The sequence below is a fragment of the uncultured Ellagibacter sp. genome (genome assembly GCF_934643285.1).
GTDB lineage: Bacteria > Actinomycetota > Coriobacteriia > Coriobacteriales > Eggerthellaceae > Ellagibacter.
On sequence record NZ_CAKUBT010000001.1, the window covers coordinates 251,231 to 267,364 of the forward strand.

Consider the following 16,134-nt stretch of genomic DNA (forward strand, 5'->3'; position numbering starts at 1 on the left):
ATTCTATCCCAGGGCGGTAACGCGGATGCCATCGTTTGAGAATTCGCATGAAACATCTCCCATCTCGTCAGTGCGGAAGACGTGCGACCCAACGTTGTCCAGAAGCGAAAGCGTCTGCGCCGCAGGGTGGCCATATCGATTACCCTTCCCTACGCTAATGAGCGAAATCTCGGGGCGAATCGCCTCAACGACGCTCTCGGTGAGTGCCGCCTTCGAGCCATGATGGCCGACTTTGTAGATATCGATATCCCCTAACGCCCCCTCATCGATCATCTCTGTCAGTTGATCGGACTCGGCGTCGCCGCAGAACAATGCCGTCCACGTGCTCCCACTCGTCGCAAGAGAGGCAAGTAGGCAAAGGCTATCGGCATTGCCGCCCTCGTCTGAAAACCCGTGTGGCCAGATCACTTTCAGAGAGAAGTCTCCGCAGGCAATTGCGTCCCCAACAGCAAGAGGCCCAACATTGCTAACCCCTACGACCGATGACGCGCTCTTGATGAGGCTTTCGCACGACTCGCAGTCGCAGGTGACAGCATCGCGTGCCACGAGCACGCTATCGATCGCCACGACGCCGTCAAGTGCCTGCAGCGACCCGCAGTGGTCGTCATCGGCGTGAGTGATAAGCACCGCGTCGAGGTGGAATATGCCTTGCCTGGCAAGCGCTTCCTTGAGGAGCGTGTCGTGGTTTCCCGTGTCGATGAGGATCGCCGACCCTTTGCTTCGCACCAGGAACGCGTCCCCCTGCGCGACGTCGAGCATAACGATCTCGCTTGGCCTAAGAAGAGGAACAACGACGACGAACGCGATGGCGCATGCGCAGGCCGCTGACCCCATCGCGAAGATCGTCGCGCCCGTGAGCTGGGGCCATAAGAGCCAGAGCAGAAGCGGCCCCGCTATTGAGAGCGCAAGCCCCCACGGCGCGGAAAGCGATACCGGCACGCAGGCAAAGGGGACCTGGGCGAAAACCGTTATCGCTTGGGCAAGCAAGAAAGCGGCTCCTTTCGCGAAGGATAGCGCGAGCGGCGCAACAACGGGAGCTGCCAGGGAGGCAACGGATCCCATAAGGCTTACGGTGAGCGCAAGCGTGAACAACGGTGCGACGACAAGGTTCGCAACAGGGGATACGAGCGGCAACTGCGAGAAGAGCGCCGCGGAAAACGGTGTCGTTGCCACCATGGCCGCCAACGTGAGCGCTAGGGGCTCGGCGATGCGCCGCACGATGGGAACGCCCGACAGCCATGATGAAATGAGCGGCATGAGCGCGATGATTCCCAGCGTCGACATCGCTGAGAGGAAAAACGATATCGACACACTCGATTGCGGGGAGATGGCAATGATCACGACAATGCACGCGCCAAGCGCAGAGAGCGTCGCCCGACGTCGGCGTGCGAGGAACGACGTCATGCCGACGACAGCCATCGCCGCAGCTCGGAGTGCGGATATGGGCATCCCCGTCAGTACCAGATAAATCGAAAGCACAGCAAGCTGTATCGCAAGGGAGAACCTTCTCGGCGTTCGAACGACCTGAAGCACGGATGCAATCATCCCGCACGTGATGGAGAGGTGGGCCCCGGAAACTGCGACGAGATGGGCCACACCCACGGTCTTGCATGCTGCGTACAGATCGCTCTCTCGCAGCTGCTCCCGATATCCGCAGACGAGCGCCTGGCAGAGCGCACCGACATCTCCCTGACCGTCGAACAGCGCAATCACCGATTTCCGCACATTTGCGAGAACATCCCCAACGGAGCGCAAATTGTCCAGTCGTTCGATCGCTTCAGGCGATGACACGGCATCGATGCCTTGAAGATAGAACCGCTCGACAGAGGCCTCCCTCGGCTGAGAAAGCGCACACGTCGCGCTGAACGAGTCGCCGTAGAAAATGCCGCCTTCCCCTTTTGGCAGGGTGACGTTTACCGTATGCTCTTCCCCGCTCGATTGAGATCTGGCAACTGCGCGCACCGTGGCATTGAAATCGCCTTGCCTCGCGTCTTCTGCAGCGGTGAAACACCATTCCTGGACGGGAGAAGCTATGGCCTGGCCAGCTTTTGTTTCATAGGAAAGCGTAGCGGAGAAGCCAAGCGCGCATCCTATAACGAACCCCAGAACGAGAACAGCGAGCGTCGACAGTGCACCTCGCATAAACGCGAACATCGCAAGAGCGAAGAAGACGCATGCAACGACGATGACGGGAACTAAGAACTCCCGCGCGCATCGAAAACCCAGGGTATAGCTTCCCGCACAGGCGCCCCACAATGCGAGTGCAAGGATCGTAAGCGGTGACATCGAGGGACGCTTTGCGGAGCCTTGAGGGCATGACTCATCAAGGGTGTCGCTCGAATGCTGGCCGAGAACGCTCACCTTCATCGTGAGACGGTGTGTCGCTTCCTTAAAAGATTGCCATCTCTCGTTATCCAACGGTGATGCACCCCTCGAGCTGGGAAAATTTCTTATCACCAACTCCCGAGACGCGCTTTAGGTCCTCGATAGTTTTGAAGGGGCCGTTCGCCTCGCGGTCAGCGACGATTTTTGCGGCGGTGGATGCTCCGATGCCGGGCAACGTGTCAAGTGTTGCCGCATCGGCAGTATTGATGTTAACCTTCCCCGTCGCCGTACCAGGTGAAGCTGCGGTTGCAGGCGTAGTGTCCGAGCCGCCATCGGTTTGCGTGGTGGGAACGATGATCTGTTCACCGTCGGTCAAGACGCGCGCAAGGTTCACCGCGTCATGCCTCGCGTCTTCAGTAAATCCCCCAGCCGCTTGGATTGCGTCGTACACCCGCGAACCCTCGGAAAGCTCGAACAATCCCGGAGAAACAACCGCCCCCTCGACGTGTACGAATATCGTCTTCTCGACAACAGGCGCATCAGAGGACGCATCTTCGATAGGTTCCGAAGTGCTTGTCTGCGCTTTCGAGATTGAGAACTCGCTACCAGGCAGCAGTGCATGGGCAAGCTGCGAGCCTGCGATACAGAGTATCGCTACTGCTAGCGAAACAATCCCGATAACTACTGCAGGTTTCGGCTTGCGCTTGCTCGGCGCAGAAAAAGGTATTTTGTCGCGGCGCTTCATCGCTCCCCTTTCGATTGAGTAAGGGAGTATAGCGATGAAGCCTGGCGATTACCTGCCCAAATGCTTCCCGAATCGCGTTACCTTATCCGCGCATTTTAGGCAGGAATGCAACGCCAAAGAAGCAAAACCTCTGCTGAAACTCGCTCGAAATGCTGCAAACCCTGCCAGATTCCTTGCAGAAACCTGGCAGGGTTTGCAGTTAGTCTCCGTCGTTCTCCGTCATAAGGTCGTGCAAAGATTTCTTGCGCGGCTTATAGGCAGGGCAGGCGTAATCGTGCGGCTCGGCGGCGCAGGCGAGCTCTTCTACCCACTGGTCGATGGGGAAAGCGGCCTCAGCCTCGCGCACGGCCGTCAGGTTCGCGTGCGTCTCGGGGTTGCGCGGCATGAAGAGCGTGCAGCAATCCGGCGCGTCCTGCGACGAGATGGGGAACGTCCCCAACTGCTGCGATTGCGCGATGATTTCGAGCTTGTCGGAGCCGATGAGCGGGCGGAACACCGGAAGCGACACGGCGTCGTTCGTCGCCCTGATGTTGTCGAGCGTCTGCGAAGCGACCTGCCCGAGGCTCTCACCCGTGACGATGGCCTTCGCATGCTCGTAGTAAGCGATACGCTCGGCAACGCGGAACATGAGGCGGCGGTACAGGATAACGCGCAGCTCAGGGGGTGCCGAAAGGGCAATCTCGCGCTGATAGTCGCCGAAGGGGACAAAGTAGACGCGCGCGATGCAGCCCGTCTTCTCGAGCACACGCGCGATGTCGTCGACCAAGAACTCGGAGGCATCGGATGTCTGCGGCCTGCCCGAGAAATGCACGCCGATGCAGACGGCGCCGCGACGCGCAATGCGCCAGAGCGCCACAGGCGAGTCGATTCCGGAGGAAAGCAAGCTTACCACCGTTCCCGAGCTTCCGACGGGAAGGCCCCCGATGCCGGGGATGCTGCGCGCGTAGACATATGCCGCGTTTTGCACGACTTCAATCCCCACCGTGAGGTCGGGGTCCTTCATCTGGACTTTGACCTGGGGATAAGCATCGCTCAAACGCCCGCCCACAATCTGGTTGATCTCCATCGAGTTCACGGGGAAATCGGTGTGGTTGCGGCGCGCGTGCACCTTAAAGCTCGCAAACGCCCCCGATTCGCCCATCGCAAGGATGCCCGCCTCGGTCATCTGATCGAGGTCGCGCTCGCACTTGAACCCGCACGAGACGCGCGCAGTGCCGGGAATCGAGCGGATAGCATCGGCACATTCGACCATGGTGTCGTGCGAGGTTCCTTCCTTCAAGAACACGCAAAGACGCCCCGAGATGCGGTGAATCGTCACAACAGGGTACGCGCAAAGATGCGCCTCCAGATTCTTCAGAAGGCGCATCTCGAATTTTGATCGATTGTGACCCTTAAGGCCGATCTCGTGGTAGTGAACCAGACAGATTCGTTGATACTCAGCCATTAATGGTTCTTGATGTCGATGCTGTCAGGATCATAGGAAACGTCGCCAGTTGCGATTTCATTGAAGGCGATCGTGAGCGGCTTCTTGTCCGCAGCGCGAGCAATCTCGACGGCAGTTTGCAGCTGGATTGCGCGATCGCGCTGGCCGCGCATCATGTCGTTGATGTCGTGCGCGCGCTTGGACGCGAGGGCGCACAAAAGGAAGCGGTCCTGATCGGTTTCTTCCAGCAAATCGTTGATTCTCGGTTCGATGATACTCATCTTTGATGTTACCTCGTTATTCTTCAGCTTTTTCGTTCACGTAATCGACTAGCTGCCTGGTGGCGGTCTCAAGGTCGTCGTTCACGATCCGAATGTCGTACTCCATCTTGCGCGCAAGCTCTGCCTGCGCTGCTTCCATGCGGGAGGCTATCACCTCGTCGGTCTCCGTGCCTCGACCGCGCAAGCGTTCTTCGAGCACGGTAAGCGAAGGCGGCTCGATGAAAACCAGGTGCGCTTCGGGAAGCTTGGCCTTCACTTGGAAAGCTCCTTGCACGTCGATTTCGAGAACGACCTGCTCACCTTGGGCGATATGCCCCAGCACGGCGCTTTTCGGCGTGCCGTAGCGATGATCCGCGTACGTGGCCCATTCGAGAAGCCCATCTTCCTTTACAAGGGCATCAAATTCCTCGTCGCTCTTGAAGAAGTACTGGACGGCCTCCTGCTCGCCTTCGCGTGGGGAGCGCGTCGTTGCGGAAACCGAAACCCAGCAATCGGGAACTTCGCGCAACAAACGGGCCACCAGGGTGCCCTTGCCGGCACCTGATGGCCCTGAAATCACAAAGAGATTACCGCGGCGCATGGGCACGATTAGCCGAGACGCTCCAGCAGTGCGGCACGCTGACGGTCGCCAAGACCACGAAGGCGACGGCTCTCAGCGATCTGGAGTTCCTTCATGATCTTCTCGGCTTTGGCCTTGCCGTAACCGGGGAGGGTCTCGATGAGGGTGGAAACCTTCATGCGGCCGACGATCGGGTCTTCCTTCATGTCGAGAACCTTCTCGAGCGTGAGCTTGCCGCTCTTGAGATCGTCGCGAACCTCAGCGCGCTTGATGCGGGCGGCCTTGGCCTTCTCGAGAGCTGCCTGACGCTCTTCGGGGCTGAGTTGAGGAATTGCCATCGTGAATCTCTCCTTTTGTTTCTCGGCACGACGCCTACCGCCGATTGCCGTTATCAACAATAATTGTAAATGCCCAGTTGACCATTCAAGGAAAATAATAGTGGACGGGCATTGTTTTTCCGCGACCCTCCGCAAACTCAATCTTCCATCGGCTTGCTGACGGCGCGGTCAACGTTTGATTATCGTCGTGGATTTCCGCCGAATGGTCAAGTGTTTTTCGAAGAAATCACTGCTCATCAACGGAAAAATAAGCAGCAAGGCCAAATCCGGACACATCGCAGTGCATCTGAGCACAAAGCTTTCACAAATGGCGAACCCCCGATGTTAACCTGCGCCAGGATGCGAGCTATCCCATCAGACACCGAGGGGTGCGCGGAATTCCGTGCACCCCTCGGGCTTGAGCGTGCGCTCGTTTCGCGAGCGCTTATCGAGCTGAAAGGCTTAGGCCAGCTCCGCGGCGATTGCCTCGAACGCGGCAACCGGGTCTTCGGCCTGCGTGATCGGACGACCCACAACGATATGCGAAGCGCCGTTCTCGAAAGCCTGCGCAGGCGTGGCAACGCGGCTCTGGTCTCCCTTTGCGCTTCCCGCGGGACGAACGCCCGGGGTCACGATAAGCGCCTCCGGCCCGAGCAGCTCGCGCATCCCCTTGGCCTCTTGCGGCGAGCACACGATGCCCGAAAGCCCCGCCTCGCGAGCTTGTACGGCGAGCGCGCTCACTTGCTCGGGCAGAGCCCTTGAAACTCCCGTAGCTGCAAGCGATTCCGCATCCATGCTGGTGAGAACCGTAATTGCAAGCGTCGCCGGCGCCGGAACCTTGCGCTCGAACGCGGCAGCCTCAGCACCGCGGTGCCCAGCTGCCATCATTGCGGCGCCTCCCACGGCGTGCATCGTGAGCATGTCGGCTCCCGAAAGCACGGCCGATGCCGCAGCACCCTCCACCTGATGCGGGATATCGTGGAACTTCAGGTCGAGGAAGACATTGAAGCCGAGCTGCTTGAACGTCTGCACGATCTTAGGTCCCTCGGCATAGTAGAGTGTCATGCCGACTTTGAGCCACTTCGCATGGCCACGCAGCTGCACAGCAAGGCAAAGCGCGGTTGCCGCATCGCAGTCGAGTGCGACGATGACGCGATCGCGTGCGGGCTCAGTATGGAAATCCTCTAGCATTCAAGTGCTCCTATCAGGTCGTTCACATCGTTTACGCCTTGCTTCTCGCAGTAGTCGATGATGCCATCGATCACGTCGACGGTTGCTTGAGGGTTCATGAAGTTCGCCGTGCCGACGGCGACCGCGGTAGCACCCGCCAGCATGAACTCAACCGCGTCGGTGCCGGTCGTGATGCCGCCCATGCCGAGGATGGGAACGGAAACCGCCTTCGAACATTGCCACACCATGCGCAACGCAACGGGCTTCACGGCGGGACCCGAGAATCCGCCAACGACGCGCGCGAGCACTGGGCGGCGGCGCTTCGCGTCGATCGCCATGCCGAGCAGCGTGTTGATGAGCGAGATTGCATCGGCACCCGAAGCCTCGGCTGCGCGGGCGATCTCGGTGATATCGGTCACGTTGGGGGTGAGCTTCACGATAAGCGGGCGCGACGTCGCCTCGCGGCAAAGCGAAACCACCTTCTCGACGCTCGGGACGTGGGTGCCGAGCGTCATGCCGCCGGCATCGACGTTCGGGCACGAAATGTTCACCTCGTAGGCGTCGACGGGAGCATCCTCAAGCGCTTCGATGACCTGTACGTATTCGTCGAAGCTGTGGCCGGAGACGTTCACGATGGTCGTGGCTCCCTGCTCGCGCAGCCAGGGAAGCTCCTCGCTCTTCAAGTGGGCGACGCCGGGGTTCTGCAAGCCGATCGAGTTCAGCATGCCCGAAGGGACCTCAGCAATGCGCGGGCTCGCGTTGCCCTCCCAGCCATTGAGAGAGACGCCCTTCGTCGTGACGGCGCCCAAGGCGGACACGTCAACGAAATCGGAATACTCCATACCCGCGGCGAACGTGCCCGACGCCGTGGTAACGGGGTTCTTCATTGCAAGGCCACCGAGGTTGACAGACAGGTTCACGCTCGTCTCACGTGGGGTTCTCGCTACCATTACCACGCCACCTCCTGAGCATCGAATACAGGGCCGTCTACGCAGGAACGCTTCTTGCCGTTGACGGTTTCCACGACGCACGAAAGACAGGCTCCGACGCCGCACGCCATGCGCTTCTCCATCGAGACCTGGCAGGGAATGTTGGCCTCCGCTGCCTGGCCAGAAACAATCTTCATGAGCGGCTCGGGCCCGCAAACAGCCAGGTAGTCGAAGGGTTTCCCGCTTGCGTTCGCTTCGCTTATCGCGTCATCGACAAGCGAGGTGCAAAAACCCGAACGCCCGAAGGTGCCGTCGTCTGTTGCGCACAAAGGCGCGTTCTCGGCGCAGCACCCAGCGGTGGAAAGCACGCGAGCGTAACGCTCGCGGCATACGAGCGCCGCCTCGGTTTGGGCACCGAGCACCACGGTGACGTCGACGCCAGCAGCAACCAGCTGCTCGAAGAGCAGGTACAAGGGAGCCGCCCCGACTCCGCCGCCCACCAGAAGCGCGCGTTCGCACTTCTCGGGTGCGACCCAGCCGCGACCGACGGGCCCGATAAGCTTGGGCGCGACCTCGTCACCGGGCGCAAGCTTCGTCATGCGCTCGGAGCCGAAGCCCACCACCTGGTAGAGGATCTCAATTGTTCCCTCGCTCGCGTTCGCCGCATAGACCGAGAACGGGCGACGCAGGATATGGCCCTCCATACCCGGAATCTGCATATGGACGAACTGACCGGGCTTGATGCTCGAAGCAATTTCGGACGCGCTCAGCGTCATCAGGTAAAGCCTGGGGCCCACCTGGTGGTTATCGAGCACGGGCGCTATGATGTCTACCATGTTTTAGCCTTCCCACTGCGGCAGGTCTTGCAGCGCGATGACGTCGAGCCCTGTCTCGCGGACCGCTTCCATACCAGCAATAAGCGCCTGCGCGCCCGCGAGCGTGGTGCAGTAGCTCACGCCGTGGCGCACGCATGCCGCGCGCATCTCGTAGCCGTCGGTGTTGGTGGAGCTGCCGAACGGCGTGTTGATCATGAGCACGATCTCACCCGATGCGATGCGGTCGAGAATCGTGTGCGAGCCGGCGTGGATCTTGCCAACCTCCTCGCATTCGATGCCCGAGGCGCGAAGAGCGCGAGCGGTGCCCGTCGTTGCGACAAGCGAGAACCCGAGGCGCGCGATGGAGCGAGCGATCGCCGTGATGTTGCGCTTGTCGCCATCGTTCACCGAGATGAACACTTCCCCACCCCGCGGCGGCTCGTAGTCGATCGCGAGCTGGGTCTTAGTGAATGCTGCGGGGAAGTTGCCCGCGATGCCCATGACCTCGCCGGTCGACTTCATCTCGGGGCCGAGCACGACGTCGGAGCCGGGGAAACGGCCGAACGGCATGACGGCTTCCTTTACGCAGAAGTAGTCGAACTCGCGGTCGTCGGCGGGAAGGTGCAGATCGGCGAGCTTCTCCCCCGCCATGATGCGGGCCGCGATCTTCGCTAAGGGGACACCTGTGGACTTGGAGACGAACGGCACGGTGCGGCTCGCGCGCGGGTTTGCTTCGATTACGTAGATGACCTGGTCTTTAATGGCGAACTGAATGTTGAGCAGACCCACGACGCCAAGGCGCAGCGCAAGGCGGCGAGCGATGTCGCGCAGCTGCCCCTGAAGGCTGAGCGAGAGCGAGAACGGCGGCGTGCAGCAGGCGGAGTCGCCCGAGTGGATGCCCGCCATCTCAATGTGCTCCAAGATGCCGCCCACGAAGACGTCCTTGCCGTCGCAGAGCGCGTCGACGTCGACCTCGATGGCCGATTCGAGGAAGCGGTCGAGGTAGACCGGATGGTCAGGCGAGATCTTCGCGGCCTCGGCCATGTACTTGTCGAGCTGGTCATTGTCGTAGACGATGGCCATGCCGCGACCGCCGAGCACGTAGCTCGGACGGACGAGCAGCGGGAAGCTGATATGCTCGGCGACCTGGTGCGCCTCTTCGAGGGTCGATGCCTCGCCCGCTGCAGGGTAGATGATCTTGAGCTCGTCGAGCACTTGCGAGAAACGGTCGCGATCTTCGGCGAGGTCAATCGCCTCGGGACTCGTGCCCATGATGGGGACGCCCGCTTCCTGCAGGGCGCGCGCGAGCTTGAGCGGCGTCTGGCCGCCGAGCGTCACAACGACGCCGTCAGGGTCTTCCACATCGACGATATCCATCACGTCTTCGAAGGTCAGCGGCTCGAAATAGAGCTTGTCTGAGGTATCGTAGTCGGTCGAGACCGTTTCGGGGTTGCAGTTGACCATGATGGTCTCGAAGCCGGCGTCGGCAAGCGCGTAGCTTGCATGCACGCAGCAGTAGTCGAACTCGATGCCCTGGCCGATGCGGTTCGGACCTGCGCCGAGAATCATCGCGCGCTTTTTGGTCTTGGGCGCGACCTCGCTCTCGCAGGCGTCGTAGGTCTTGTAGTGGTAGGCCGTCTTGCTCGGCGTTTCAGCCGCGCAGGTGTCGACCGTCTTGAACGCGGGGACGACGCCGAGCGCCTTACGGTGGGCGCGCACGGAAAGTTCGTCGGAGCCGGTCAGGTGCGCGATCTGCACGTCGGAGAGGCCGAAGCGCTTAGCGCAGCGCATATCCTCCTCGTCGAGTTCCTCAAGCGCGTGGCCCGAAAGCGCCTGCTCGACGGCGACCATGTCGGCCATGCGGGCCAAGAACCATGGGTCGATGCCCGTCTTTGCATGGAGCTCCTCCACACTCATGCCGCGGCGCATCGCCTCGCCGATAAAGAAGATGCGGTTCGCGGTCGGGCGGCTCACCATGTCGTCGAATTCCGCGCCCTGCATGGTGCTTTCCGTACCCTTGCCGTCGGCACCGAGCCCCGCGCGGCCGTTTTCAAGGGAGCGAAGTGCCTTGCCGAGCGATTCCTCGAAGGTGCGGCCGATGGACATGATCTCGCCGACCGCCTTCATGCGGGTCGTGAGCGTGTCGTCGGTGCCCTGGAACTTCTCGAACGTGAAGCGCGGCACCTTGACGACGCAATAGTCGATGGAAGGCTCGAAGCACGCGGGCGTCGCCTTCGTGATGTCGTTCACGATCTCGTCGAGCGTGTAGCCCACCGCGAGCTTCGCCGCGGCCTTGGCGATCGGGAAGCCCGTCGCCTTGGAAGCGAGCGCGGAAGAGCGCGACACGCGGGGGTTCATCTCGATGACGATCATGCGGCCCGTCTTCGGGTTGACGGCGAACTGCACGTTCGAGCCGCCGGTTTCAACGCCGATCTTCTCGAGGATGGCGAGCGAGGCCGTGCGCATGCGCTGGTATTCAACGTCGGAGAGGGTTTGCGCAGGGGCGACGGTGATCGAGTCGCCGGTGTGGACGCCCATTGCGTCGAAGTTCTCGATGGAGCACACGATGATGCCATTGCCGACGCGGTCGCGCATGACCTCCATCTCGTACTCTTTCCAGCCCTCGATGGACTCCTCGACGAGCACCTCGCCTGCGGGCGAAAGCTCAAGTCCCTGGCTCACGATGAGATGGAGCTCGTCCATGTCGTGCGCAATGCCGCCGCCGGCACCACCGAGCGTGAACGACGGGCGGCACACCACGGGAAAGCCCAGCTTGGCGACGATCGATTCGGCGTCTTCCATGGAGTAGGCGTAGCCGCTGCGCGCGACCTCGATGCCGAGCTCCTCCATGCACTCGTTGAAGAGCTTGCGGTCCTCACCGCGCTCGATGGCGGGAAGGTCGCAGCCGACCATTTCGACGCCGTACTTGTCAAGGACGCCGGACTTCGCGAGGGCAACGGCGGTGTTCAGGCCCGTCTGGCCGCCGAGCGTCGGGAGAAGTGCGTCGGGGCGTTCCTTCTCGATGACTTTCTCGACGAACTCGGGCGTGATCGGCTCGACGTAGGTGCGGTCGGCGAGTCCCGGGTCGGTCATGATAGTCGCCGGGTTGGAGTTGACAAGGATGACGCGGTAGCCGTCGGCTTTAAGGACCTTGCAGGCCTGGGCACCCGAGTAGTCGAACTCGCATGCCTGGCCGATGACGATCGGACCCGATCCGATGACCAGGATGGACTTGATGTCGGTACGCTTAGGCATTGACTTCTCCCCCAAACTTCCATCCGGCCAAGCGGTCGGCGGCAATGTCGATATCGAGATAATCCTCGCGTCCATCCATGAGGCGCGAGAAGGCGGTGAACAGGTAGTGCGCGTCGGTCGGTCCGGGCGATGCCTCGGGGTGGTACTGCACCGAGAAGGCCGGGATGTCGAGGAACGCGATGCCCTCGGCCGTGCCGTCATTCAAGTTCACATGCGTGAGCTGGATGCGGCCGAACTTCTCGTTTTGCACGACGGGTGCCACGCGTTTTTCGACCCAGAAGCGCAGATCGTCGTGATGTTCGGTCTCGCCCGCCGACTCCTCGGGGATAAGCTCGCCGAGCGTCGGGAACAGAAGGCCGAAGCCGTGGTTTTGCGCGGTGATCTCGACGCGGTGGGTACGCAGGTTCATGACGGGATGGTTGCCGCCGCGATGGCCGAACTTGAGCTTCTCGATCTGAGCGCCCGCGGCCTTCGACATCATCTGGTGTCCAAGGCAGATGCCGAAGACGGGAACCTTGCCGAGCAGCTTCTCGACCTGGGAATACGTACCCGAAACCGCATCGGGGTCGCCAGGGCCGTTGGAGAGGAACACGCCGTCGGGGTTCATCGCGAGGACGTCCTCGGCGGGAGTGTCCCAGGGAACTGCGGTAAGCTCGCAGCCCACGCGCACGAGGTTTTGGAAGATGGAGAGCTTCGCGCCGCAGTCGTAAGCGACGACCTTGTACTTCGCAGGCGCGGGCGCCGAGAGTGCGAACGCCTGGGTTTTCGGCAGGTCGTCAAGGCCGAAGGTCGCCTTCTCGGAGCGAGAGACCGTCTCGGCGAGGTTCACGCCGACGATGGACTCGCTTGCGCGCACCTTGGCGAGGAGGCTCTCGGCGTCGGTGTCGAGTGTGGAGAGCACCGCGCGCTGGGCGCCGTTGTCGCGCACGTGGCGAACGAGGGCGCGCGTGTCGACGCCCTCGATGGCGACGACGTTGTTCTCGCGCAAAAAGTCGGGCAGCGAAAGCTCGCAGCGCCAGTTCGAGGGCACCTGGCACATGTCGCGCACGACGAGCCCGCGCAACGCCGGCTTCTCGGACTGGCAGTCCTCGCGGTTCACGCCGTAGTTGCCGATCTGGGGGTAGGTCATCGTGATGATCTGGCCCGCGTAGCTCGGGTCGGTGATCACCTCGAGGTAGCCCTCCAGAGAGGTGTTGAAGCAGATTTCGCCGAACACTTCGCCCTGCGCCGCGCAAGAGGTGCCGCTGAACACAGCGCCGTCTTCGAGCACGAGCAGCGCCGGTGCACCGAGCGGCTTCGAGGTGTTCTCGAGCAGCTTTTTCGTGATCTCGCTCACATCGTTCCTTTCTGTTCAAGCCCGCCATCGCGGGCGTCATCCGCTATCGTATCGAAATCGCCGTAAAGGCGCCTTACTTTTTGACCGTGGAGCAAACCACGCCGTCTTCCATCGTCGCATAGCCGCCGACGAACACGTCGGTCGCGCGCCCGCGAAGTTCCCACCCGACAAACGGCGTGTTCTGCGCCTTCGAGCAGAAGTCGTCTTTGGCAACCGTCCACTCCGCGTCGGGGTCGATGACCGTCAGATCGGCGATGGAGCCCGGCTCGATGGCCACGCGCTCGTCGCGCAGGATTGCCCGAGGGTTCACGGCCATGAGCTCGACGAGGCGGCTCAAGCTGATCACGCCCTCGCCGACCAGGTGGGTGAGCATAAGGCCGAGCGAGGTCTCGATGCCGGTCATGCCGAAGGGGGCAAGCTCGAACTCGCGGTCTTTCTCGTAGGTCGCGTGCGGCGCGTGGTCGGTGACGATGGCGTCGACCGTGCCGTCGGCGAGGCCGCAGCGAAGCGCAGCGACGTCGGCCTTCGTGCGAAGCGGCGGGTTCACCTTGTAGTTCGTATCGTAATCCTCGCCGATCATCGAGTCGTCGAGAAGCAGATGATGCGGCGTTACCTCGCAGGTGACGGGCAGCCCCTCCGCCTTGGCGGCGCGGATGAGCTCAAGCCCGCGCGCGGTCGTAACGTGCTGCGCGTGGAAATGGCAGCCCGTCAGGCGGCAAAGCGCGATGTCGCGCATGATTTCGAGCTCCTCGCCTTCCGCAGGCCAACCTAAAAGGCCAAGGCGCGTGGAGCATTCCCCTTCGTTCACCTGACCCGCGCCCACGAGACCCTCGTCTTGGCAGTGGCACATGACAACGCGGTCGAACTGCTTGGCGTAGTCCATCGTGCGGCGCATCATGCCCGAGTCCTGCACGCCGCGCCCGTCGTCGGTGAACGCGACCGCGCCGTGAGCGACCATATCCCCCATCTCGGAGAGCACCTCGCCTTTGAGCCCCTGCGTGAGTGCGCCCGACACAAGCACGCGGCAGAAGCCGACTTCGGAAGCCTTGCGCTGCACGTATTCCACGATGGTCGCGTTGTCGCAGACGGGGTTCGTGTTCGGCATCGCGCACACCGCTGTGAAGCCGCCGTGCGCAGCCGCCTTCGTCTCCGATTCGATGTCGCCTTTGTACTCGAATCCGGGGTCGCGCAAATGGACGTGCATATCCACCAGGCCGGGAACGACAATCTTTCCCGAAAGGTCACGCTCGATGCCCTTCGGCATCTCAAGGTCGTGGCCAATCTCCACGATGCGCCCATCGCGGATCAGGATGTCGGCAACCTCGTCGAGCCCAACCTGGGGGTCGAGAAGCCGCGCGTTCTTAAGCATCAACGCCATTGTCGGTTCCTCCTAACAGCAGATAGAGAACGGCCATGCGGACAAGCACGCCGGAATAGACCTGGTCTAAGATAACGGAGCGCTGCGGATTGTCGCACATGTAGTCATCGAGCTCGACGCCGCGGTTCACCGGTCCTGGATGGCAAACGATGGCGTCGGGGCGCATGAGCTTCTCGCGCTCCTCGGTCAGGCCGAAGAGCAGGTTGTACTCGCGAAGGCTCGGGTACGGCGCGCCCTCGAGGCGCTCGCGCTGGATGCGCAGCATGTAGACCACATCGAGCTCGGGCAGCGCCGCGTCGAGGTCGCTCGTGATTTCGTCGGCCCCTAAGATTTCGGGAGCTGCCGGCATAAGCGTCGGCGGTGCGATGACGGTGACGTGGGCGCCCATGATCTTGAGCGCGGGGATGAGCGAGCCGCAGACGCGCGAATGGCCGATGTCGCCGACGATGCCGACGCGAAGGCCCTCGATGTGCCCGAAGCGCTCGCGGATGGTGTACAGGTCGAGCAGCGCCTGGGTTGGATGCTGATGCTTGCCGTCACCTGCGCAGATGACGGACACGCCGGAAACATCGGCGACCTTGCGCGGAGCACCTGCGTGCTTGTCTCGCACGACGATGGCATCGATCTTGTACGAGCAGAGCGTCTGCACGGTGTCGCGCAAGCTCTCGCCCTTCACCGTGGAGGTAGAGGACCCACCGAAGTTGAGCGTATCGCACGACAGGCGCTTCTCGGCGAGCTCGAACGACGAGCGCGTGCGGGTGGAAGGCTCATTGAACATGTTCACGACCGTGAAGCCCTTGAGCGTCGGCACCTTCTTGATGCGCCGCTCGTTCACTGCGCGGAAGCTTGCGGCCGTGTCGAGGATGCGCGTGATGTCTTCCGCAGAGTATTCCGAGATGTTGATGAGGTGCTTGTGGTTGAAGGCCATGGCTGCTACGCCTCCTTTTCTTGGGGCTGGTCAAAGCCAAGCGGGGCGGATCCCGCACGGTCCCCCGGCGCCATTTCGAGGACCTCGACGGCGGAGACGCCATCGACTTCCTCCAGGAAGAGGCGGACGTTCTCGTGCGACGAGGATGGGACGTTCTTGCCGACGAAATCGGCGCGGATGGGAAGCTCGCGGTGCCCGCGGTCGACGAGGACCGCAAGTTGCACGCAGGAAGGGCGACCGAAATCGCTTAGCGCGTCAAGCGCCGCGCGGATGGTGCGGCCGGTGAACAGGACATCGTCGACGAGTACGACGGTTAGCCCGTCAATGTCGAAGCGGATGTCAGTCGAGTGGACCTCGGGGGAAAGATGCGTCGCGAAATCGTCGCGATAGAAGCTGATGTCAAGCGCGCCGAGCGGAACGTCGGTGCCTTCGATCTGCTTGATCTTGCTCGCAAGACGATGAGCGAGCAAGTCGCCTCGGGTGAGGATTCCCACCAAGGCGATGTTCGAGGCGCCGTGGTTGGCCTCGAGAATCTGGTGCGCGATGCGCGTGAGCGATCGCTCAATTTCGTCTGCGTCCATACAGACGGATTTCACTGTTCTAGAATCTGTCATTCGCACCCTCTTCCAATCAGGGATGCAGGCAGACCGCTCGGTTCTGCGATAGTGCGATT

14 protein-coding genes are annotated in these 16,134 nt (G+C 61.8%); all 14 read right to left on the minus strand.

Annotation, left to right across the window (positions count from 1 at the left end; all coding sequences use genetic code 11):
• Nucleotides 1–3: 3 nt before the first annotated feature.
• Nucleotides 4–2,286, minus strand: coding sequence for a DNA internalization-related competence protein ComEC/Rec2 (locus tag Q0I65_RS01150; RefSeq protein ID WP_296058892.1), 2,283 nt, complete (start codon nt 2,284–2,286; stop codon nt 4–6).
• A gap of 124 nt (nt 2,287–2,410) precedes the next feature.
• Complete coding sequence (locus tag Q0I65_RS01155; RefSeq protein ID WP_296058894.1) at nt 2,411–3,070, minus strand: ComEA family DNA-binding protein; 660 nt, start codon at nt 3,068–3,070, stop codon at nt 2,411–2,413.
• A 199-nt stretch (nt 3,071–3,269) separates the two neighbouring features.
• Nucleotides 3,270–4,514, minus strand: coding sequence for a tRNA uracil 4-sulfurtransferase ThiI (gene thiI / locus Q0I65_RS01160; protein ID WP_296058896.1), 1,245 nt, complete (start codon nt 4,512–4,514; stop codon nt 3,270–3,272).
• A complete protein-coding gene (locus Q0I65_RS01165; RefSeq protein ID WP_296058898.1) occupies nt 4,514–4,774 on the minus strand; it encodes a DNA-directed RNA polymerase subunit omega in 261 nt (86 codons plus the stop codon). Before Q0I65_RS01165 ends, thiI begins: the two co-directional genes overlap by 1 nt.
• A 16-nt stretch (nt 4,775–4,790) precedes the next feature.
• On the minus strand, nt 4,791–5,354 hold the full coding sequence (gmk, locus tag Q0I65_RS01170; RefSeq protein WP_296059018.1) for a guanylate kinase: 564 nt from the start codon (nt 5,352–5,354) through the stop codon (nt 4,791–4,793).
• Between the two features lie 8 nt (nt 5,355–5,362).
• Nucleotides 5,363–5,671 carry an integration host factor, actinobacterial type gene (gene mihF / locus Q0I65_RS01175; protein WP_158048505.1) on the minus strand — a complete coding sequence of 103 codons (309 nt, stop codon included), beginning with the start codon at nt 5,669–5,671 and terminating at the stop codon, nt 5,363–5,365.
• A 441-nt stretch (nt 5,672–6,112) separates the two neighbouring features.
• Nucleotides 6,113–6,841, minus strand: coding sequence for an orotidine-5'-phosphate decarboxylase (gene pyrF, locus Q0I65_RS01180; RefSeq protein WP_296058900.1), 729 nt, complete (start codon nt 6,839–6,841; stop codon nt 6,113–6,115).
• On the minus strand, nt 6,835–7,770 hold the full coding sequence (locus Q0I65_RS01185; protein ID WP_296058902.1) for a dihydroorotate dehydrogenase: 936 nt from the start codon (nt 7,768–7,770) through the stop codon (nt 6,835–6,837). The genes pyrF and Q0I65_RS01185 overlap by 7 nt, the downstream gene beginning before the upstream one ends.
• On the minus strand, nt 7,770–8,585 hold the full coding sequence (locus Q0I65_RS01190; RefSeq protein ID WP_296058904.1) for a dihydroorotate dehydrogenase electron transfer subunit: 816 nt from the start codon (nt 8,583–8,585) through the stop codon (nt 7,770–7,772). The genes Q0I65_RS01185 and Q0I65_RS01190 overlap by 1 nt, the downstream gene beginning before the upstream one ends.
• Before the next feature lie 3 nt (nt 8,586–8,588).
• A complete protein-coding gene (gene carB / locus Q0I65_RS01195; RefSeq protein WP_296058905.1) occupies nt 8,589–11,819 on the minus strand; it encodes a carbamoyl-phosphate synthase large subunit in 3,231 nt (1,076 codons plus the stop codon).
• On the minus strand, nt 11,812–13,155 hold the full coding sequence (gene carA / locus Q0I65_RS01200; protein WP_296058907.1) for a glutamine-hydrolyzing carbamoyl-phosphate synthase small subunit: 1,344 nt from the start codon (nt 13,153–13,155) through the stop codon (nt 11,812–11,814). Before carA ends, carB begins: the two co-directional genes overlap by 8 nt.
• A gap of 73 nt (nt 13,156–13,228) precedes the next feature.
• Nucleotides 13,229–14,533 (minus strand): dihydroorotase, encoded by a 1,305-nt coding sequence (locus tag Q0I65_RS01205; protein WP_296058911.1) that lies wholly within the window; start codon nt 14,531–14,533, stop codon nt 13,229–13,231.
• A complete protein-coding gene (locus Q0I65_RS01210) occupies nt 14,517–15,461 on the minus strand; it encodes an aspartate carbamoyltransferase catalytic subunit (RefSeq protein WP_296058913.1) in 945 nt (314 codons plus the stop codon). The genes Q0I65_RS01205 and Q0I65_RS01210 overlap by 17 nt, the downstream gene beginning before the upstream one ends.
• A gap of 5 nt (nt 15,462–15,466) precedes the next feature.
• Entirely contained in the window at nt 15,467–16,075 is a 609-nt protein-coding gene (gene pyrR / locus Q0I65_RS01215) for a bifunctional pyr operon transcriptional regulator/uracil phosphoribosyltransferase PyrR (protein ID WP_296058914.1), read from the minus strand.
• Nucleotides 16,076–16,134: the final 59 nt, after the last annotated feature.